17 protein-coding genes are annotated in these 19,183 nt (G+C 63.0%); 7 read left to right on the top strand and 10 right to left on the bottom strand.

Annotated elements, in window-relative coordinates:
* The first annotated feature begins 175 nt into the window (after nucleotides 1-175).
* Nucleotides 176-940: a class II aldolase and adducin N-terminal domain-containing protein gene (locus IG629_RS20615; RefSeq protein WP_193173796.1), complete on the top strand. Its 765-nt coding sequence runs from the start codon at nucleotides 176-178 to the stop codon at nucleotides 938-940.
* A gap of 16 nt (nucleotides 941-956) precedes the next feature.
* On the opposite strand, the gene IG629_RS20610 is transcribed toward IG629_RS20615, so the two are convergent.
* Both IG629_RS20610 and asnB read right to left on the bottom strand, forming a co-directional pair.
* A complete protein-coding gene (locus tag IG629_RS20610) occupies nucleotides 957-1,730 on the bottom strand; it encodes a hypothetical protein (protein WP_193173795.1) in 774 nt (257 codons plus the stop codon).
* Nucleotides 1,727-3,250, bottom strand: coding sequence for an asparagine synthase (glutamine-hydrolyzing) (asnB, locus tag IG629_RS20605; protein ID WP_193173794.1), 1,524 nt, complete (start codon nucleotides 3,248-3,250; stop codon nucleotides 1,727-1,729). Before asnB ends, IG629_RS20610 begins: the two co-directional genes overlap by 4 nt.
* A 273-nt stretch (nucleotides 3,251-3,523) precedes the next feature.
* Here asnB and IG629_RS20600 point away from each other — a divergent pair, with 273 nt between their 5' ends.
* On the top strand, nucleotides 3,524-4,078 hold the full coding sequence (locus tag IG629_RS20600) for a cytochrome b (RefSeq protein ID WP_193173793.1): 555 nt from the start codon (nucleotides 3,524-3,526) through the stop codon (nucleotides 4,076-4,078).
* Nucleotides 4,079-4,301: 223 nt separating this feature from the next.
* On the opposite strand, the gene IG629_RS20595 is transcribed toward IG629_RS20600, so the two are convergent.
* From IG629_RS20595 to IG629_RS20580, 4 genes are read right to left on the bottom strand one after another with little or no spacing between them, the layout of a single operon-like run.
* The gene (locus tag IG629_RS20595) at nucleotides 4,302-6,401 is read right to left on the bottom strand and encodes a hypothetical protein (RefSeq protein WP_193173792.1); all 2,100 of its coding nucleotides are present in this window, start codon (nucleotides 6,399-6,401) and stop codon (nucleotides 4,302-4,304) included.
* The gene (locus IG629_RS20590; RefSeq protein ID WP_193173791.1) at nucleotides 6,398-9,172 is read right to left on the bottom strand and encodes a DUF4159 domain-containing protein; all 2,775 of its coding nucleotides are present in this window, start codon (nucleotides 9,170-9,172) and stop codon (nucleotides 6,398-6,400) included. Before IG629_RS20590 ends, IG629_RS20595 begins: the two co-directional genes overlap by 4 nt.
* 10 nt (nucleotides 9,173-9,182) lie before the next feature.
* A complete protein-coding gene (locus tag IG629_RS20585; protein ID WP_193173790.1) occupies nucleotides 9,183-10,040 on the bottom strand; it encodes a DUF58 domain-containing protein in 858 nt (285 codons plus the stop codon).
* A gap of 14 nt (nucleotides 10,041-10,054) precedes the next feature.
* On the bottom strand, nucleotides 10,055-11,065 hold the full coding sequence (locus IG629_RS20580; protein WP_193173789.1) for an AAA family ATPase: 1,011 nt from the start codon (nucleotides 11,063-11,065) through the stop codon (nucleotides 10,055-10,057).
* Between the two features lie 82 nt (nucleotides 11,066-11,147).
* Here IG629_RS20580 and IG629_RS20575 point away from each other — a divergent pair, with 82 nt between their 5' ends.
* From IG629_RS20575 to IG629_RS20560, 4 genes are read left to right on the top strand one after another with little or no spacing between them, the layout of a single operon-like run.
* On the top strand, nucleotides 11,148-11,735 hold the full coding sequence (locus IG629_RS20575; RefSeq protein ID WP_226886982.1) for a DUF1285 domain-containing protein: 588 nt from the start codon (nucleotides 11,148-11,150) through the stop codon (nucleotides 11,733-11,735).
* Complete coding sequence (locus tag IG629_RS20570; RefSeq protein WP_193173788.1) at nucleotides 11,735-12,355, top strand: CoA pyrophosphatase; 621 nt, start codon at nucleotides 11,735-11,737, stop codon at nucleotides 12,353-12,355. The genes IG629_RS20575 and IG629_RS20570 overlap by 1 nt, the downstream gene beginning before the upstream one ends.
* A 9-nt stretch (nucleotides 12,356-12,364) precedes the next feature.
* The gene (locus tag IG629_RS20565; RefSeq protein ID WP_193173787.1) at nucleotides 12,365-13,573 is read left to right on the top strand and encodes a CCA tRNA nucleotidyltransferase; all 1,209 of its coding nucleotides are present in this window, start codon (nucleotides 12,365-12,367) and stop codon (nucleotides 13,571-13,573) included.
* 2 nt (nucleotides 13,574-13,575) lie between these two features.
* A complete protein-coding gene (locus IG629_RS20560; RefSeq protein WP_193173786.1) occupies nucleotides 13,576-14,346 on the top strand; it encodes a 2-keto-4-pentenoate hydratase in 771 nt (256 codons plus the stop codon).
* 12 nt (nucleotides 14,347-14,358) lie between these two features.
* Here the strand turns inward: IG629_RS20560 and IG629_RS20555 are convergent, their stop codons facing one another.
* On the bottom strand, nucleotides 14,359-14,922 hold the full coding sequence (locus IG629_RS20555; RefSeq protein WP_193173785.1) for a hypothetical protein: 564 nt from the start codon (nucleotides 14,920-14,922) through the stop codon (nucleotides 14,359-14,361).
* A gap of 275 nt (nucleotides 14,923-15,197) precedes the next feature.
* Between IG629_RS20555 and IG629_RS20550 the strand changes: the two genes are divergently transcribed.
* A complete protein-coding gene (locus IG629_RS20550) occupies nucleotides 15,198-15,839 on the top strand; it encodes a 3'-5' exonuclease (RefSeq protein ID WP_193173784.1) in 642 nt (213 codons plus the stop codon).
* A gap of 2 nt (nucleotides 15,840-15,841) precedes the next feature.
* On the opposite strand, the gene hemF is transcribed toward IG629_RS20550, so the two are convergent.
* The 3 genes from hemF to IG629_RS20535 form a co-directional block, all read right to left on the bottom strand.
* Nucleotides 15,842-16,705 carry an oxygen-dependent coproporphyrinogen oxidase gene (gene hemF, locus IG629_RS20545; RefSeq protein WP_193173783.1) on the bottom strand — a complete coding sequence of 288 codons (864 nt, stop codon included), beginning with the start codon at nucleotides 16,703-16,705 and terminating at the stop codon, nucleotides 15,842-15,844.
* Between the two features lie 93 nt (nucleotides 16,706-16,798).
* Nucleotides 16,799-17,584 carry a hypothetical protein gene (locus IG629_RS20540; protein ID WP_193173782.1) on the bottom strand — a complete coding sequence of 262 codons (786 nt, stop codon included), beginning with the start codon at nucleotides 17,582-17,584 and terminating at the stop codon, nucleotides 16,799-16,801.
* A gap of 116 nt (nucleotides 17,585-17,700) precedes the next feature.
* Nucleotides 17,701-19,179: a heme biosynthesis protein HemY gene (locus IG629_RS20535; RefSeq protein ID WP_193173781.1), complete on the bottom strand. Its 1,479-nt coding sequence runs from the start codon at nucleotides 19,177-19,179 to the stop codon at nucleotides 17,701-17,703.
* Nucleotides 19,180-19,183 lie beyond the last annotated feature (4 nt).

The raw sequence follows: 19,183 nt of genomic DNA, 5'->3' as shown, positions 1-19,183 counted from the left end.
AGATGATCATAAGGTTGCGCTCGCCTTCCCCTGGGTCCCGTTTTTCAACGGGATGACGATTTTGGAAGCTCGATAAGAAACGTTAATCGCAGCATCCTCATTTTTTGCAGTAGCGAAGACACCAACGGCGCGGCACTCTGCGCCCAGAACAAGACCACACCTTGCGGAGCCCGCCATGTCCTCGCCCGTCGCCCTCACCCCGAAAAGCAATCTCGGCTACTGGCCGGAGCGCGTGGATCTTGCCGCCGCTTTCCGCTGGACCGCGCGGCTCGACATGCACGAGGCGGTGGCGAACCATTTCTCTCTGGCGACAAACGACGACGGCACGCAGTTCTTGATGAACCCGAACCAGATGCATTTCTCCCGCATCAAGGCCTCGGACCTGCTGGAGCTGGATGCGAACGATCCCGACGTGCTGAGCCGTCCCGGCGCACCGGACCCGACCGCATGGGGCCTGCACGGCTCGGTCCATCGGCACTGTCCGCACGCCCGCTGCGTCATGCATGTGCACTCGATCCACGCCACCGTGCTGGCCAGCCTGAAGGACAGCCGCCTGCCGCCGATCGACCAGAATTGCGCCACCTTCTACAACCGCATGGTGATCGACAACGAGTATGGCGGGCTGGCTTTCGAGGAAGAGGGCGAGCGCTGCGCCAGCATGCTGACCGACCCGAAGGTCAAGGTCATGGTGATGGGCAATCACGGTATTCTGGTGATCGGCGACAGCGTCGGGGATACCTTCAACCGGCTGTATTATTTCGAGCGCGCGGCGGAGACCTATATCCGTGCCCTGCAGACCGGCATGGAACTGCGGGTGATCCCGGACGAGATCGCCGAGAAAACCGCGCAGGAGCTGGATGATTATCCGGGACAGGCACAGCAGCATCTCGACGAGCTGAAGGCGATCCTCGACGAGGAAGGCTCGAACTACGCGACCTGAGCGGTAACAGTCCGCATCAATCCACGGAAACGATCTCGAAGGATTTCTGCATCAGCTCATGGAACAACGGCTCGCTGCCGTCCATGCGGCGGCGGATCCAGAAACCGATAGCGGTGACCAACTCATAAAAATCGGCATCCGTTTCACCGGCGGTGTGCAGCAGCTCAAACTGCACATCATAGGGAAAATTGCCGAACCCGCCCGGCTCAAGCGTGCCCGCCTCTATCCGGTATTCGTATTCGGCGATCACCTCGCGGATCGTCTGCGCATTCTCCGGCGCATCGACGATGGCCTTGGCTTCACCATAGGCTGCGGCCATGTCCGTGAGGCGCGCAGCATAGAAATCCCGAGCCAGCGCCCGGGCCGTGCTGTTGCCGCTCAACGTTTCGGCAAGCGCGATCAGGCGGCGCAGGAAGTCTGGGTTGTAACGGCCAAAGTCCCGCGTGCTCTTGAAGTCCATTGCCGCGCCATGCGGGCCGGTTAGGAACACCGCCTCTCCGGTAACGGTCTCAAGAAACGCCGGCGTGATCCCATAATCCGCATAGAGGCCACGCCATCCGCGCTCAGGCAGCCATGTCGGAACCGGGTTTTCCTCCCGGTGTGGAATCTTCTCGCGCGGAGGCAGCGCGAGAAATGTCAGAGCCTCCCGCAAGCGGGAAATCGCGATTTCGCTCGCGTCTTCAGAAGGCTCAGAGGAGGGGGGCTGCTGGATCGACGCGGCCATGAACAGGAACAGACCGATCGCGGCGATCAGGCCAGGGCATCTGAATGTCGGTCCGGCAGAAATCATACGGCAACCCGGTCTGCCGACCAGGTTCCGGCGTTCTCGATGATCCGGTCCGGGTTCTCGAACTGGCCGCGCAGGATCTTCTCGTAAAGCAATCCCTCCTCCGCCCGGGTGACGGCGCCCTTCTTGCCGATCAAGCCGCGCAGCGCTCCATCGAGGGCAGCGACCGTGCCTGAGCCTTCGTCGAACTGCGCCTTCTTGCGCCAGACAAGATCCGCCGGCAGCAGATCGTCGCAACTCTTGCGCAGGATCCATTTCTCCGTGGTGGCACCGGTCGACTCAAGAGCAGCCGGGTCGGTCCGGCAAAGCTTCAGGGCCGCCGGGATGGATTGTGCGAAATCGATCAGATCCCGGTCGAGAAACGGCGTACGGGCCTCGAGGCTTTCGGCCATGGTTGCCCGGTCGACCCGCTGCAGATTGATATTATGCATCGTACCGAGCGTCCGCGTCAGCTCGTCCGCCAGCGCCCGGGGTTGGTCGACATAGGCATGGTGATAGGTATAGCCGGCAAACAACTCGTCAGCCCCCTCGCCGGTCAGCACCGCTTTCACGTCGCGCCGGGCCAGCCGGGCGGCGAACAGGGTCGGAATGGCGCTACGCACCAGATCCACGTCAGCGCTTTCCAGATGATAGATCACGTGCGGCAAGGCTTCCGCCACATCCTCGGCCGTGAAAACATATTCCCGGTGATCGGAGCCTATATGATCCGCGACGGCTCGGGCCGCCAGCAGATCGGGCGAGCCCGCCGTGCCGACGGAGAAGGTCTTCAACGGTCCCTTGCCGGCATCGCGCCGAACCTTCTGGCCGATGGCGGCGATAATCGAGCTGTCCAACCCGCCGGAGAGGAAGGAGCCGACCTCGACATCCGCGACCATCCATTTGGCGACCGCTTCCTCCAGCACCAGCCGAAGCTCCCGCGCTGTCCGGCCGACATCGAGATCCGGCTCCGCCTCCGCCGCGCCCTGCGGCGTGCGGTACCATTGCCGCCAGCCATCCTGGCTGTCATAGAGCGTGCCCGGCGGGATCGCCTCGATATTCTCGACTTCGACGCCATCGAAGGCCTTCAGCTCGGACGCAAAGGCATAGCCGTCACCCAGACGGGCGACATAGAGCGGCTTGATGCCGAGCGGATCGCGCGCCGCGATGATCCGGTCACGGGTTGCCAGCACGAAGGCGAACATGCCGTCCAGCCGGCTGATCCAGCGCGCCTCGCCGGAGCGGAAAAGATGCAGGATGGTCTCGCTGTCGCTCGCCGTCAGGAAGGCGCTCTCGCCAAGGATCGCGCGCAGGTCCTGATGATTGTAGATCTCACCGTTCGCCACCAGCAGATCGTCCGTCTGGTGGATCGGCTGCCGTCCGTCCTCAGGTCCGATGATCGATAGCCGGCAATGCGCCATCACGGTTTGCGTCCCGGGCAGGCGCGCCACCTCGACGGCGTCCGGCCCCCGGTGCGCGATCTTGGCGATCATTCGGTTGGCGAGGGATTCGTCTCCGGCATTCCAGAGACAGACGAAACCACACATGGGAATTGCTCCTTCTCTTCGGGCTCGTACGCGTGCGGCAGACGCGGCGCGTCACGCTGCCAACAAGCTTAGAGCAGTGCGCCGAGGATGGAAGAGGCGTTCTCAAGTCCGTGGCTACAACGGGGATGGCGGCTTTTTGAATGCCGCCCGCCTTCAATTTCCTTGATTTTCAAGGGCATCACCTATGAGATCAGGACCAGTGAAGACAGCCAGGACGACGAGCGCCGCGCCCGTTTTGATTGCGGTACGCCTCGACCCAGCAAGGAGCGCCTCATGCAGGAAGATCGCTACTCCCTCCCCCAGAGAGTGCTCCATTGGGGGATCGCCGGCCTGGTCGCGCTGGCACTTGCCGCCGGCATCCTCTTCTTCGCCTTCGGTTTCAGCGGATTGCAGGACACCTTCGGCGGGGCGGTCACAAATGCACTCTATAAATATCACAAGACCGCCGGCGTTCTCGTACTGGGTCTGATGCTTCTCCGCGTCGTCCTGCGTTTGCGTCTCGGCGCTCCGCCGAAGCTGGAAAGCCTGACACCGCAGGAGCGGATTCTCTCAACAGCCGTGCAGCACCTGCTCTATCTTGCGCTGATCGCGCTGCCGGTCTTCGGCTGGCTCGCCACAGCGGCCGGCGGCTTTCCCGTCGAATTCTTCAACTGGACACTTCCCGGCCTGATCGGCAAGGACAAGGCCCTGTCGGAGATACTCTTCACCCTGCACGGGTTGACAGCTATGGCCGTCATGCTGCTGCTCGGCCTGCATATTGCCGGCGCGCTCCGGCACTGGCTGATCAAACGAGACGGGGTGATGCGGCGGATGAGTTTGTTTGGGTGATGCGGTCCTGAGTATCAAGAGCTGAGTGTATGCAGCCTTGAATTCGGAAAACATCCAGCGGCATCAGCACTTCTTCCAACGCCCGCATTCCCCGCCCTCGCATAACCGTCATCCCTGCGCACGCAGGGACCCAGGGAAGACAAATTCATTCCTACGATCACCTAGGTCCCGGCTCTCTGGCCGGGATGACGACTTCAGGGAGAGGGACTTTCGTCCTGTTTCCTCACCCCGCCTCGCGTCTCCACGCCATGATGATCCCGCCGATCACCAGCAGCAGCACAAGCACGCCCGGCAGCAGAGGGACGGTCTGGACGCCGGTCACGATGTAATCCTCGTTCCGCACGAGCCCGGCCCAGTCGCGGCCTGATGTGGCACGGCCGGCGCGGACGCGGCGGAGGGATGGGGAGTCTTCCTCGGCGCCCCAGGTGACCGAGCCGCCGGTCTGTTGCGCCAGCGGGCCAAGCCATTCATCGGTGGTTCGGACGTCGGAGAATTCGACCGGGTTGAGGGCGCCGACGGCGGCGAGTTTGCTGAGCGTGCCGTCGGTGAAGGCATGCAGGCCGACCTGGTCCGTGGTGAAGCTGGCCTGGCCCCGGCCGGGGCCGGTACGGCTCAGTGGCAGGGTCAGCTGGGTGCCATCCGGCAGGGTCATGGTGACGTCCGGCAGCTCGCCGTCGAGCGACCGGCGGGTGACGTCGATCCGGTCGCCTTTTACCCGGACGCGCAGATCGTTCTCTTCCAGATCGGGCTCGCGCATCAGCCAATGGGCGGTGCGCCGGAGGATTTCGGCCTGCGGGCCGCCGCCGTCGAAACCGCGGGTCCAGAGCCACATCTGATCGGTCAGAAGATGGGCGACGCGGCCTTCGCCGAACCGGTCAAGGATCAGCAGGGGGCGGCCTTCCGCCCCTTCCATCAGCACGACACCGCGCAACACATCCGCCTCGATCTGCCGGAACCAGCGGCCCCATGTCGGTGCGACAGTCTCGGCCCCGTCCGCATCCAGCACCGACCCGCCCGGCAGGTCCGCCGTCACAGGATGACGGTGGCCGTCGGGCGTCGTGGCGGGACGGAAAGGTTGCTCGACAATATCGCCGGTCGGCATGGCCGGCAGCACTTCGCCGAGCGGCGTGTTGGCCAGCGACAGGCGGGAGGCGAAGGGCGGGCCGCTGGCTTCCAGGAAGGCACCGCCATTGCGCACGAACTCGACGATATTGCGCAGATAGCTGCGCGGCAACACGCCCCGGCGCTGATACTGGTCGAAGATGATCAGATCGAACTCGTCCAGCTTCAGCTCGAACAACTCCCGCACCGGAAAGGCGATCAGGGACAACTCGCGCACCGGCGTGCCGTCCTGCTTTTCCGGCGGACGCAGAATGGTGAAATGCACCAGATCGACGGACGGGTCCGCCTTCAGCAGATCGCGCCAGGTGCGTTCGCCCGCATGGGGGGCGCCGGAGACCAGCAACACCCGCAACCGGTCGCGCACGCCATTGATGGCCAGCACCGCGCGGTTGTTCTTCTCCGTCAGCTCGTCCGGTCCCGGCCCGGCCATCATCTCGATGATGGTCTCGCCGCCATGGTCGATGGGAATCTCGATCTCCACCACCTGGTTGGCGCGGATCACCGCGTCCGGCCGGGGCACGCCGTCGATCGACATGCTGAAAGGAACCGCCGCCGTCTCGTCCGCATCCTCGATCCTGATCTTGGCGGTCACCGTCCGCCCGACCACGCCGAAGGAGGGCACATGCTCGATGACGAGGCGCCTGTCCCGCTCACCCTTGCGGCCGGTCAGAATGACATGCAGCGGCGCGCCAAGCTCCCGTCCACCAAGCTCCTCCACCCGGTCATGGCTTTGACCGTCCGTCACCGCGATGACACCGGCAAGCCGGCCTTGCGGCACATCGTCGAGCACGTCGCGCAGGGCGGTGAAAAGCCTTGTCCCATCCCTGCCGCTCGCCGCCCGGCCACTACCGCCGCCGACGGCGACAGTACGCAGCTCAAGATCGTCGAGGCCGCCGAGCTGCCGCTTCAGCTCTTCGGTGATTTCAGCCGCCCGTTCCGCCCTGCCGTCGATGGACTGGCTGGTGCTTTCGTCCAGCAGCAGAACGGCGACATCGTCGCGCGGGTCCCGGTCCTCGGCGATCAGATAGGGATTGGCGAGCGCGGTCAGCAGCACCAGAAGCGCCAGACTGCGCCAGACTGCACCGCGCCCGCGCATTGATGCCGTATAGATCACCAGCGCGAAGCCAACCGCCGCCAGCGTACCGATCACCCACCAGGGGACCATCGGCGAGAAATCGAGCCCTACTGCCGCGCCGATCATTGCCCCAGCCTTTCAAGGATGGCCGGGACATGTACCTGATCCGCCTTGTAATTGCCGGTCAGCATGTACATCACCAGATTGACGCCGGAGCGGAAGGCCATTTCCCGCTGCAACTCGCCGCCCGGCACCACCGGGAAGCGGTAGAATCCGTCTTCGGATTTCGCCCAGGCACCGGCCCAGTCGTGGCTGCCGATGATCACCGGGGAGACTTCGCTCTCGCTGCTCCCCTCACCCAGCTCGACATAAAGCCTGCCGCCCTCATAACGGCCCGGGAAAGTATCGAGCAGGTAGAAGGTCTTGGTCAGCACATGGTTTTCCGGTACCGGCGCGAGGGCGGGGATATCGAGATTTCTTGTCAGGGAGCGCAGCCTCTGTAGACCCGGCCCGGCACTCCCGGGGGCGGCGTCGATCCGGTCCCGCGTGTCGAAAAAGATCGTGCCGCCATTGCGCATGTAGAGGTTGAGGCGCGCTTCCCCGCTCGGCGTTAGGTCGGTCTGCGCACTTGTGATCGGCCAGTAGAGCAGCGGGAACAGCGACAGCTCGTCCACCTCCACATCGACGGCCATCGGCTCCAGCGGCTCCACCGCCGTGCGGCGGTTCAGGATTTCGCTGAGACTGCTGAGCCCGGAACGGCTGATCTCGTCAACGTCACGGTCGCCGGTAATGACATAGGCCAGCCGCGTATTGAGCGCGGCGCGCATGATCCAGCGCTCCTGCTCGCTCATCACGCTCGTCGTCTGTGCAATGGCACCGCCCGACTGGCCGAAAGAAAGCATCGCGCCAAGCAGAAGGACCGCCGCACTTGCCCCGGATCGGGCATTGCCGACACCACGCACAAGGCCCCGCATGATCAGGGTGATAATGAAGTCGACCAGCAGCAGCAACGCCGCGGCGGTCAACCCCCAGGGCGCAAGATCAAGCTCGTCCCCGCCGCCGTAATGGGATGTCAGGCTGCCTTCGGGAATACTCGCGAGCGGCGCCATACCCGCCGCCATCGGACCGAGATTGAAGGCTGTGCGGGACAGCTCGCTGCCGTAATAGCCCGGCGGGTGGTCCGGCCCGATCACCGGTGCCGCATCCCCGCCCAATTCCAGGGCCCGGGTGCTGGCCTGCGGTGCGCCAAGCTGGCCGAAGCCGTTCAGGGTTTCCACCGCCGGCACGGTCCCGCCGCCCGCCGCCTCGCCGACACCGGCACTGACCGCGACGATGCGGCGGAGCATCTCGACAAAGGCACCTGAGATGGAAAGATCGCTCCAGTCCGTGTTCGCCGTGGTGTGGAACAGCACGATGCGCCCGTCTCCACGCGACATGGCGGTCACGATCGGCGTGCCGTCTGCAAGACTGGCCCAGGTCCGGTCCGCCAGCTCGATAGAGGGCTCGGCCAGAACCTGTTTGTAGATCAGAACATTTTCGTAATCCGGCAGATCCGAGAACGGCGTCTCCCCCTCGAACGGCGCGAGCGCGGCCGGGGACGACCAGGAAAGCACACCGCCGAGCGACCGGTCACCGCCGCGCAGAAACACCGGCAAAAGCTCGGACTCGCCAAGCCCACGATTTTCCAGACTGGCCGCCGCCAGCCGCGGCCCGGCAAACCTGATCAACGTGCCACCGTCGGCGACCCAGTCGTTCAGCAGAGCCTTTTCCCCGGACGGCAGCAGGCCGGTATCCGGCAGCGCGATGACAGAGATATCACGCTTCAGCAGATCCTCCAGCGTGCCCCGGCTGACCTCGCTGAACGGCGCCAGTGCCCGGTCGAGATAGAACATCTCCTCCAGCAAGGGCTGAGACTCCTGAAAGCCGGACCCGGCCACCAAACCGACCGGGCGGCGCCGAAAACTCTCGTCCAGCAAAGCGACCGAGGCTGCACCCGGACGATCCTCGAGTTCAAGGCGGGCCAGCTCGTTGCGCAATTCCAGCGGGAGTTCGACGATGGTTTCGGCAGCAGGCTCGCCTTCCGCGAAAGTCGCCATTGCCCGGGTCAATACCCGGCCGTCGGTCGCCACCGCACGGACATTTACGATCTCTTCCGCGCCGGCGGTCAGGCGGGTCAGGCGCGCGGTCAGGGCATTGCGCTCGCCGACCCTTGCGGTCAGGGCCAGCGGGCTCTCGCCACCTTCATAGACAGTCAGGCTGCCGAAACCGGCAAGCCGCGCCGCCAGCAACCGGTCTTCCGGATCCTCGATCCCATCCGCCAGCCAGAAGACGGAAGCAGTAGTCGCAGCACCCAACGGAGCTTCCGCGATCCGCTCCGCCACGACGGCGGGCGCCGTTGGCCACGGCTGCGGTGCCAGGCCGTTGACGAACGTGCGGGCGTCGTCCGGGGCCATCAGCCCGCCACGCTCGATAGCGGCGGAATCCGAAACGGCAGTCGGGAAAATCGCGACAGCGCGGCCTGCCCGCTCTGCCCGTTCGACCAGATCCAGTGCCGCCGCCTTGCGGTCCGTCCAGCCCGGCGCGGACGCCCAGCCATTGTCGACCACGATCATCACCGGACCGGAGCCGACCAGTTCCTGCCGGGCGCCGATCAATGGTTTCGCCAGCGCCAGCACGACCAGCGCGGCGAACAGCAGACGCAGCAGCAACAGCCACCAGGGCGTGCGATCCGGCGTTTCCTCCGGAGACTGCAATCCGTAGAGCAGCCTGATTGCCGGGAAAGCGACGGTACGGGGAGCCGGGGGCGTGATCCGGATCAGCAACCAGATCGCCGGCAGGGCGATCAGCCCGGCAAGGATCCAGGGTGAGGCAAAAGCCAGGGGACCAAGTGTCAGCATCGGCGCGCCCTCACCCGTCCTGCCGCGTCATCGCGGTATAGAGCTTGAGCAGGGCGGACTCAGGCGGCTCGGAAGTCACATGCTGGCCAAAGAACCAGCCCGCGCCCCGGCAGACATCCTTCAGCTGCGCCCTGTGTTTCGCCAATTTCTCGATATAGGCGTCTCTCACACGGTCTGCCCGCCGCAGCAGATGCGCGGTTTCGGCTTCCGTGCCTTCGAAGCGAATCCGGCCCTGAAACGGAAAAGCCTCTTCAGCCGGATCGGTCACCTGCAGCAGAAAGCCCGATATGCCGGCCGCCGCGTAATGCCTGATGATCTCGGCATAATCCGCCGCGGGTTCCATGAAGTCGGACACCAGAACCATCACGGCATGGCGCGGCAGGCTTTCAAGGGCGGGAAGGCTGGCGGCGCTGTCCCGGGCGTTTTCAAGTGTGTTGGCAAAGAGGTTCAGCCCGCTGCGGCCGCCGCGCGGCGGTATGCCTTCGCCCAGCAGGGCAATACGCTCCCCAGCCTCGACCAGAAGGGCGCCGAGCGCGAGGGTGAGAAGATCGGTGCGCACGGCCTTTTCCGGCAGCGTCCGGTCCGAGGAGAAACGCATGGAGGGAGAGGAATCCCGCCAGAGCCAGACGCTCTGCGACGCTTCCCATTCGGTCTCCCGGACATAGACTTCATCGGTCCGCGCCGTGCGGCGCCAGTCGATCCGGCGCACCGAGTCAGTCACCTGATAGGGGCGGAACTGCCAGAAGGCTTCTCCCATACCGACGCGCCGGCGGCCGTGCATGCCCTGGGACACGGTCGCGGCAACCCGTTCCGCCGCCACAAGCAGGGGCGGGAATTTTCCGGCGAGTTCCTCGGCATGATGACGCATCGGCGCGTCCCGGCTCAGCGATGCGGGGCCAGCAGACGCTGGATGATATCGTCGAGCGAGACACCTTCCGCGCGTGCGGCAAAGTTCAGAGCCATGCGGTGCCGCAATACCGGCGGCGCCAGATCAAGCACGTCCTCGACCGAGGGAGACAGACGGCCATCGAGAATGGCGCGCGCCCGGACCGCCAGCATCAGCGCCTGACTGGCGCGCGGGCCCGGCCCCCAGGCCACGTGGCGCTTTACCTCATCCACATTTGTGGTCTCAAGCCGACCGGAGCGAACGATCTCGAGAATGGCCTCAAGCACGGTTTCGCCGACGGGGATCTGCCGCAACAGTTTCTGCGCATCGATCAGTTCCGCCGCGTTCAGCACCGGTTGGACCGTGCTTTCTTCACTGCCGGTCGTGGCCAGCAGCATGCGGCGCTCCGCATCGCGATCCGGATAACCGACATCGATCTGCATCAGGAACCGGTCGAGCTGGGCCTCCGGAAGCGGGTATGTGCCTTCCTGTTCCAGCGGGTTCTGGGTCGCCAGCACCAGGAAGGGCGACGGCAGGTCATAGGTATGGCCGCCGACGGAAACTGTGCGTTCCTGCATGGATTGCAGCAGGGCAGACTGGGTCCGGGGGCTGGCCCGGTTGATTTCGTCCGCCATCAGGATCTGCGCGAAAACCGGGCCCTTCACGAAGCGGAAATGCCGCTTTCCGTCTTCCGATTCCTCAAGGATCTCCGTGCCGACAATATCGGCCGGCATCAGGTCCGGGGTACATTGAATGCGCTTGTCCTCAAGCCCGAGCACCGTGCCCAGCGCCTCGACCAGCCGGGTCTTGGCCAGTCCGGGCACTCCGATCAACAACGCGTGACCACCGGCTAGAACCGTCGTCAATGTCTGATCGACAACCTCGCGCTGACCGAAAATCACCGTTTCGATCTGCGCCCTGGCTTTCGCCATCCGCGCGCCGAGCGCATCGATTTTTTCAACGGTATCGGTTTCGAGCCGATGATCGAGAGTGGAGGAATTGGTCATGGACTCTATACTTCCTTCTTATCAAGAGCCCGCCGGCAACCGGCGGCGCATGTGAAGAACCCATAGAAGCAGCCAGCAACCGATGACCGCATCGAACGCGCCTTCCGATACCTCCCCCGCATCAGATCAGTTAGAGCGTATCGCAGCTGCAGCAACAGGCAAGAGCGAACAACGCAAACAGATCGATATGGGCCATTACGGGATCCGTATCGCAGCCGACGGCACATGGTACCATCAAGGCGCTCCCTTCACCCGCCAATCCCTGGTGAAGCTCTTCGCCACTGTCCTGCACCGCGACGAAGACGGCGGTTACTCCCTCAGAACGCCTGTCGAGCGTGGCAGGATCACAGTCGATGACGCTCCCTTCACAATCGTCGATGCATGGTACGACGATGCGGGGCCGCCGAAAATGACATCTCGGAGACTTATGCTCCGGACAAACCTTGACCACATTGTGACCGCCGGACCGGATCACCGAATTCGTGTCGTGACCGATCCTGAAACCGGGGAGCCGCGCCCCTATATAGATACCGGGAACGGATTGGATGCTCTCATTCTGCGTCCTGTATTCTATGATCTGGTGGATAAGGCGGAAAGTCTGGAGCGCGGTGACGAAACCGTAATCGGGCTTTGGAGCGATGGCGTTTTTCATGAACTCGGCACTCTCTGATGCATAATTTTGACAGCAGCAGGCTTCGTTCGGCCTTCCAGGGAGGGAGGCCACAGGACACGGAAAAAGGCCGCGGCGATCACGATCTGAACCCGGACATGAAGCCGCCGGTCAAAAACCGGCCGGCTTCCGTTCTCATCCCGATTGTGGAGCGCGACGAGGGCCTCACCATGCTGCTGACCAAGCGGTCGGAGGATTTGCCGGTCCATCCGGGGCAGGTCAGCTTTCCGGGTGGCCGGGCCGAGTCCCACGATGACGGCCCTGTCGACACCGCCCTGCGCGAGACGGAAGAGGAAGTCGGCATCCATCGCCGCCACATCGATATTGTCGGCCAGCTCGACCTCTACAGCACCCGCACCGGCTTCGAGATTACGCCGGTGGTCGGCCTGCTCACCCCGCCTTTCGACATGCGGGCCGATCCGATGGAAGTGCAGGAAATCTTCGAGGTCCCGCTCGCATTCTTTCTGGACCGCAAAAATCACGAACGGCACAGCCGGGAATGGAACAACAAGATCCGCAGCTTCTATGCCATGCCCTATGGTGATTATTACATCTGGGGCGCGACCGCCGGAATGCTGGTAAACTTCGTCGACGTGCTACTCCCCCGCGTCGATGCCTGAGTCCCTCTGATGCGCATTTCTCCGCTACCCTGGATGACCAGCCCCGAGACGCGGGCCGTGATGGACGTGCTGAACCGGGACGGCGACATGGCGCGCTTCGTTGGCGGCTGCGTGCGCAGCGCGGTATTGCACCTGCCCATCGCGGATATCGACATTGCCACCCGCCTCACTCCGGAGAAGACAACCGAGCTTCTGAAAGATGCCGGCATCAGGGTTGTGCCAACTGGCCTGCAGCACGGCACGGTGACGGCGGTCATCAACCACGAGCATTTCGAGATCACAACACTTCGGCTCGATGTCGAGACCGACGGACGGCGCGCGATCGTCGCCTTCACCGAAGACTGGAAAGAGGACGCGGCCCGGCGGGATTTCACAATGAACGCCATGTTCCTCCGCCCGGACGGCACGCTGGAAGACCCCTTCGGCGGGCACGGCGATGCGCTGAGCGGCCGGGTCCGGTTCGTCGGCGATCCGGCGACCCGCATCCAGGAAGACGTGCTCCGCATTCTCCGTTTCTTCCGGTTTCATGCCCATTTCGGCAAGGACGGTATCGATCCAGTCGGGCTCAAGGCCTGTGCGGACCACGCCGGACTGATCGAGAGCCTTTCAGGCGAGCGGATCGGAGCCGAGTTTCTGAAACTTCTGGCCGCGCCCGATCCGGTTTCCGTGCTGGAGGTTATGGAATCAGCCGGGATACTGCAAAGCTACCTTCCCGGCCCTTACGATCCGACGGCTCTCACCCGGTTAATCGCGTTCGAGCCGGCAGTCGCCGACCCCATTCTGCGCCTCGCGGCATTCGCGCCGGAAGTGCCCGAACAGGCTTTCCGTGCGTCGGCGCGGATGCGGTTCTCGAACGCGGATGCGACCCGGTTCACCCGCCTTTCGGGCCGCAACCTCGAGGAAATGCCGGATGCCCCCGCGATGCGCCGGCAGATCTATATCCACGGCAACGCACTGTTTGAAGATCTCGTCCGGCTTGCTTATGCAAACGGCGATCTCGAGCAGGAACGCGCCCAGGACCTCATCGCCCGGTCGCAAGACTGGCCCAAACCCGACCTGCCGTTACGCGGTGCCGATCTCGTGAAAATGGGGATTGCCGCCGGACCCGGCGTCGGAGACTTTTTGCGGAAAATCGAAACCTGGTGGATCGAGCGGGATTTCAGTCCCGGACACGAGGAATGCCTCGCTGAGGTCCACCGCATTGCAGGCAAGGAGTAACAATGTCTGACAGAGTGAGCGCAACGGCCCAACGGCTATTCGAGGCTTTCGGGACCGGCACACCAATCGCGGATATACCCGCTGCCGAAGCGCCGCAGACACGCGACGATGCCTTTGCCATTCAGGATGCCACGTTCGACCTCCTCGACCGGAAAGTCGGCGCCTGGAAAGTCGGCGGCAGCCCTGGTACAGAACCGACGTCAGCGCCGATAGCCGCCTCCAAGCTCTATTCCTCGGGACAAGTGCTCGCCTCGGACGCCCACCGGAATTTCGGTGTGGAAGCAGAGATCGCCTTCCGGCTCGGCCAGGATTTGCCCAAACGTGAGACAGCCTACAGCCCCGACGATATCAAGGCGGCCGTGTCGAGCATGATTGTCGCCATCGAGATCGTCGAATCCCGCCTGCTGGACTGGCCGAAAACCGATCCGCTCTGGGCGCTGATGGATTTCCAGGCGAATGACTCTCTGGTGCTCGGCACCGAAATGCCGGTCCCTGAGGCGCTCGACTTCTCCACCCAGCCCGTCCGGCTGCTGTTCGACGATAGTATCGCTTTCGAGGACACCGGAACGTTTGGCGGCGGCGATCCCTTCACCCTGATGGCATGGCTCGCCAATCATGCGCCCGGCCGGACAGGCTCTCTTAAAGGACGGGGCTTGAAAGCCGGTGATGTGATCACAACCGGGTCGTGGAACGGGGTCCACTTTGCCAAGGCAGGCACCACGGCACGGATCGAATTTCCCGGGCTCGGGCAGGCGGACATGCGGTTCGGATAAAGAGGAGGTTCGTCAGGCGATAATGCTGACACCGCCCCCGGAGCGCGGAGCCGGACGGCTGTTCAGGAACTGGAGCACCTGGGTCGACCGGCTGATGCGTTCGTTGAACACCTCAATGTCCCGCTCGGCCGGGTCGATGCTGTAATTGGGGACCTCAAGCGGCTCACCCGTCAGCCTCTGGGTTTCACTGACCAACTCCCCGGACTTCACCGCCTCGGGACGGCCGTCCAGGGCGACACTCTCCGTCGACTCCTCATCCCCTACCGGGACCAGACGCGCCGATATGGTCAGTGGCTCACCGTCCTCAGCCGCCGCTTCCGTTTCCTCTGCCGTTTCCTGCACTTGAGAAAGGTTTGCTGGGTCGACAAGCGAACGCGGTGCCACAGGAGCCGAGCCTTGTCCGGACTCATCCCGGGTTTCTATCTCTCCGGGAGGTGCTGTCGTCGCGGTTGTCTGATTGGCCGCTGGAGTTTCACGGACATCGGCAGCCGAACCCTCCGCCCCCGGACGGGAATTACCGGCAGCTCTCTCAAGCGAGCCCGTCACTGTCAGATTTAACGCACCAGAAATGGACATTGATCGGCAAGGCCCCAACAACCCTGACGCCCCCGCGCCAGGCCTTAACGAAAGATTAATTCATCCCTGCGTTGAGTCCAACTGAAATAGGAGTATCATTTGGTGCTTAGGCTGCCTTGATACCCCGCCCCACGAACAAATAACGAACTTAGGATGTCGTGCGATAAACGTGAGCAGCTTAGCAGGGTCAATCCTGAATATTGATTAGGGCTTCTCAAAACACCCCAAAAACAAAATCACGCTCAAATTTAAAAAATACAATATTGGACAGGGCAGTGAATGAAATAACCTTTATTGTCGTTGATATCGAAACTGACGGGCCAAATCCAGGCCGTCATTCAATGCTTAATTTAGCTGCCGTCGCTTGCCACCACGACGGACAAATCAAAGCGGAATTCACACGAAATCTTGAAATGCTGCCTGAGGGAGTGCCAGACCCCGGCACTCTTGCGTGGTGGAAAACATTTCCAGAGGTTTATGCTCAATTGAGGACCGATCTTGAGCCGCCAGAGACCGCCATCAATGCTTTTGTTGAGTTCGTCGACGGTTTCGAAGGTGACCGGGTGATCGTGGCCCACCCGTTATCGTTCGACGGCGCATGGATAGATTACTACCTACGCCGCTTTGCCGAATTGAGGCTTTTTACAGGCCCTTTCGGTGGCCGTTCATTGTTCTTTGGTGCAGGAATTGATCTCCCCTCTTACGCAATGGGAATTCTTGGGGAAGACTACAGACGGTGTCGCAGGGAATTTTATCCTAAAGAACTTCTTGGCCCAACCGAGCACACACATCACGGATTGGATGATGCCAGAGGACACGCGGAATTTTTTGGCGCGCTCCATCTACGTCGACTGGCCTTATCAAATGAGGCCCTAAATGGTGGACAAGCTCAGCATTCCGGAAGCCTGGCGAACTAGAGCTAATCGTCTATCGGAGAGGGCCAGATCACCATCGGCGGCATGCTCATCAGGATAGCTTCTACATTTCCGCCGGTTTTCAGGCCGAAAAGCGTGCCCCGGTCATGGATCAGGTTGAACTCGACATAGCGTCCGCGCCGGACCAGCTGATGGTGGCGCTCTTCTTCGGTCCAGTCCTCGTTCATCCGCCGCCGGGCAATCGCCGGATAGGTCTCAAGGAATGCCGTGCCTATATCGCGGGTGAAGGCGAAATCTTTCTCGAAATCGCTGTCCAGATAGTCATAGAAAATCCCGCCAACGCCGCGCGGCTCGTTCCGGTGCTTCAGGAAGAAGTACTCGTCGCACCAGTCCTTGAACTTCGGATAATAGGCCGGATCGTGCTTGTCGCAGGCAGCCTTGAAACCGGCATGGAAGGCGTCTGTGTCCACCTGCTCCGGCACCATCGGCGTCAGGTCGGCACCGCCGCCGAACCAGGATTTTGTCGTGGTGATGTGCCGGGTGTTCATGTGCACCGCCGGAACCTTCGGCGACTGCATGTGCGCGACCAGCGAAATGCCCGCCGCCCAGAAGCGCGGATCCTCGTCGGCACCGGGGATCGACTTGCGGAACTCTTCCGAAAAGGTACCGTGCACGGTCGAGATATTGACGCCGACCTTCTCGAAGACCCGGCCTTCCATGACGGACATGACGCCGCCGCCACCGCCTTCACGTTCCCAGCTCTTGCGCTTGAAGCGGCCGGCGGGCCGATCTTTAAGATGACCTTCGTAATCATCCTCCATACGCTCGAAAGCCGCGCAGATCTGATTGCGCAGATTTTCGAACCAGGCGCGCGCGGCATCCTTTTGTTCTTCGGTGGAGATATACATTGGCCTATCCGATGCTGAACCGACGATGCCGCCCGTCAAGGGCTGCGCCCCGGTTTAGCCGGAAGCCGGAAGTCCTGTCGAGAGGCAGGTGGATCAGACGTCGAGAATACCGCTTCCCGGAAAGACCGCGCTCTTCGTCACATCCTTGGCACTGGACAATGCCCGGACGCTTTCCGCATCCAGCGTACCGCCACGGAACAGGCTTTCGATATTCTGCAACGGGCCGAGATCGCCGCGACGGAATGCCGCGAGCGCATCGCTGACCAGTTTCAGGCGTTCCAGGGCCTGATCGGCAGCCGTTTCCTGTGCCTTGCTAGACGTCGCCGGATCGTCGAGGACAAACCGTCCGGTAACGATACCGGTCTGCTTCTGCGTGTCGGTCAGGGGAAGCTTCTTGCCTTCGAAGGACAGCAATTCCACATCCTCGGCGGCAACCTTGCCGTCACGCACCAGCCCGACCTCGATGGAAAGCTGCGAGACGCTGGAAAACACATCGCCCCCGCCATCGTCTGTACGCAATTGCTGGCTGACACTGGAGATCCGGATCTGGAAGCCGGAGACAGACGAATCCTCGCCGGCTTTACCAAGCAAGTCCTTCAGGCTGTCGAGAGCGCGGGAGACGGAACCATCCGGGTCGTTCTTCCTGTCGAGAGCACCGAACAGCTTTTCAAGCTCACCACCAAGCAGTTCCTGCAAGCCCGTCGTGGTGCGGTCGCTCGCGGAGATGGAGGCGGAAAACAGATTGGCCCCGCTCTCGGCGGTCCGATAGCTCGGCGAGGAAGACGTAGACGAACTCTTGGCTGTCGCGTCCTGGCCGACGACACGCGGCTGGGCGACCTGCAGTTTGGTAAAGCTCGACAGACTGGAAATGCTCGTCATCGTACAGGCTCCATTCTGGGCCCTGAAAGATCCGGGGCTTCCTGCCCCTCAAGAAGTATAGCGGGTTTACTATACCCTGAAATCAACCCCCAGATTAACTCATAGTGCAGTAAGAGTCACGCGAGACGGCGCACCACATCTTCCGGGTTCGGCTCGTCACCGGATGGTTTATCCGGCTGCCCTGCTTCCACCTGCTCTCCAACCACCACTTCGGCCGGGGCCGGAGCCTCTGCCGCCGGTGATGTTTCGAGCAGCGCCGGAGCCGGCACGATGTCGGACTCCGGCAGGACGACGAGGGCCGAGACCCGCGGCGGCTGCTTCCAGGTCAGGGTTGCGAAGTGATCGCAATTGCCGCACGAGACCGTCCAGCTTCCAGAGGTGGCACCGCAATCGGAGCAGGTCCATGCCGGGTCGGCCGGAGCATTTCCGGCGCTCTCCAGGAAGCTACGGGCCTGCGCCGCGTCACCGCGTTCCGCCTGCGCCATGTAGGCAAGCAGCCGGAAGACCCCAGCACTACGCTCCGCTTCCGGAATCGCCTCAAGCACCGCGCGCGCCACGCCCCAGAGTTCGGCCGCGATGGCCGCCTCGGCGACGGCCAAACGCCCCGCCAGACCGTCGGCCTTTCCTTCGGTCAGTTTCTGGATACGCTTCAGCCGCTGGGACGGGTCATCGTCCGGCCAGAGACCGGCATAGAGTTTCGCAAGCAACGGATGCGGCGCTGCCGACCAGGCGTCTTCCAGTAGACGCTGGGCCTTCTTGTCCCGCCCCTTGACCTGCTCCGCCTCGACGGCGATCTGCACCGCCGGCGGGAAAGACGGCTCCACCGCCAATGCCCGCAGCGCGAAATCTGCCGCGCCACCAAGATCGCCAGCCTCCTGATTCAAACGGGCGCGCTCCATGTCGATGGCCACCCGGTAGCGCTTCGCCTCATCTTCCGGGATCAGATCCCGACGCACTGCATCGAACAAGGTTTTCTGGGCGCCGTCCCAATCTTCCGCCCCGGTCTCCAGCGTGAACAGGGTGCGAGCGACGAACCCGGAATCCGGCCGCAGGTCGCGGGCCCGGAGGGCAAGCGCCAGGGCTTCGTCCCGATCACCCGCTTCGAGCGCCTGACGCAGTTTACCGACCAGACCGACAAACCGGGTTTCCGGGCTTTCGGTCAGTGCATCGAAGTAACGGCCCGCGGCCTCGCTATCGCCGCCAAGCGCTGCCGCCTGGGCGGAAAGCAGCTGGGTCTTCGACGGATCGTTGAGAAGTTTCTCGGCCCGCTTGGCCTGCTTGCGTGCCTCTTCGGCATCCCCGGCGGCAATCGCCGCCATACCGAGGCTAAGGGCATTCACTCCCTCATCCCGGCGCCGCGCGGCGCGACGGTCGAAAAACCCGCCAGGCAATCCGACAATGCCCCGGAACAGACGGTAGATGACCAGCAGAACCCAAAGGCCGGCCAGCATCGCCAGCAAGGCGACGCCGAAATAGGTATCGATATGATAGCCGAGCCAGTCGATCGAGATCTGGCCCGGATTATCCGCAAGCTGGATGGCCGCGAAGGTGACTGCACCGATCAGGATGATAAGGCCGAAGCAAAATCTCAACATGGCC

The organism is Nisaea nitritireducens (assembly GCF_014904795.1).
GTDB classification, from domain to species: Bacteria; Pseudomonadota; Alphaproteobacteria; order Thalassobaculales; family Thalassobaculaceae; genus Nisaea; species Nisaea nitritireducens.
Note: the sequence above shows the minus strand (reverse complement) of the source record. Positions and strands in the feature narration are given on the sequence as shown.

Bases quoted from the DNA above. Each gene is read 5' to 3' on its own strand.
- hemF (WP_193173783.1), bottom strand. From the start codon at position 16,705: ATGTATATCTCCACCGAAGAACAAAAGGATGCCGCGCGCGCCTGGTTC.
- IG629_RS20580 (WP_193173789.1), bottom strand. From the start codon at position 11,065: ATGACCAATTCCTCCACTCTCGATCATCGGCTCGAAACCGATACCGTT.
- IG629_RS20590 (WP_193173791.1), bottom strand. From the start codon at position 9,172: ATGCTGACACTTGGTCCCCTGGCTTTTGCCTCACCCTGGATCCTTGCC.
- IG629_RS20570 (WP_193173788.1), top strand. From the start codon at position 11,735: ATGCATAATTTTGACAGCAGCAGGCTTCGTTCGGCCTTCCAGGGAGGG.
- IG629_RS20615 (WP_193173796.1), top strand. From the start codon at position 176: ATGTCCTCGCCCGTCGCCCTCACCCCGAAAAGCAATCTCGGCTACTGG.
- IG629_RS20575 (WP_226886982.1), top strand. From the start codon at position 11,148: ATGACCGCATCGAACGCGCCTTCCGATACCTCCCCCGCATCAGATCAG.
- IG629_RS20540 (WP_193173782.1), bottom strand. From the start codon at position 17,584: ATGACGAGCATTTCCAGTCTGTCGAGCTTTACCAAACTGCAGGTCGCC.
- IG629_RS20555 (WP_193173785.1), bottom strand. From the start codon at position 14,922: ATGTCCATTTCTGGTGCGTTAAATCTGACAGTGACGGGCTCGCTTGAG.
- asnB (WP_193173794.1), bottom strand. From the start codon at position 3,250: ATGTGTGGTTTCGTCTGTCTCTGGAATGCCGGAGACGAATCCCTCGCC.
- IG629_RS20610 (WP_193173795.1), bottom strand. From the start codon at position 1,730: ATGATTTCTGCCGGACCGACATTCAGATGCCCTGGCCTGATCGCCGCG.
- IG629_RS20585 (WP_193173790.1), bottom strand. From the start codon at position 10,040: ATGCGTCATCATGCCGAGGAACTCGCCGGAAAATTCCCGCCCCTGCTT.
- IG629_RS20535 (WP_193173781.1), bottom strand. From the start codon at position 19,179: ATGTTGAGATTTTGCTTCGGCCTTATCATCCTGATCGGTGCAGTCACC.
- IG629_RS20595 (WP_193173792.1), bottom strand. From the start codon at position 6,401: ATGATCGGCGCGGCAGTAGGGCTCGATTTCTCGCCGATGGTCCCCTGG.
- IG629_RS20600 (WP_193173793.1), top strand. From the start codon at position 3,524: ATGCAGGAAGATCGCTACTCCCTCCCCCAGAGAGTGCTCCATTGGGGG.
- IG629_RS20560 (WP_193173786.1), top strand. From the start codon at position 13,576: ATGTCTGACAGAGTGAGCGCAACGGCCCAACGGCTATTCGAGGCTTTC.
- IG629_RS20565 (WP_193173787.1), top strand. From the start codon at position 12,365: ATGCGCATTTCTCCGCTACCCTGGATGACCAGCCCCGAGACGCGGGCC.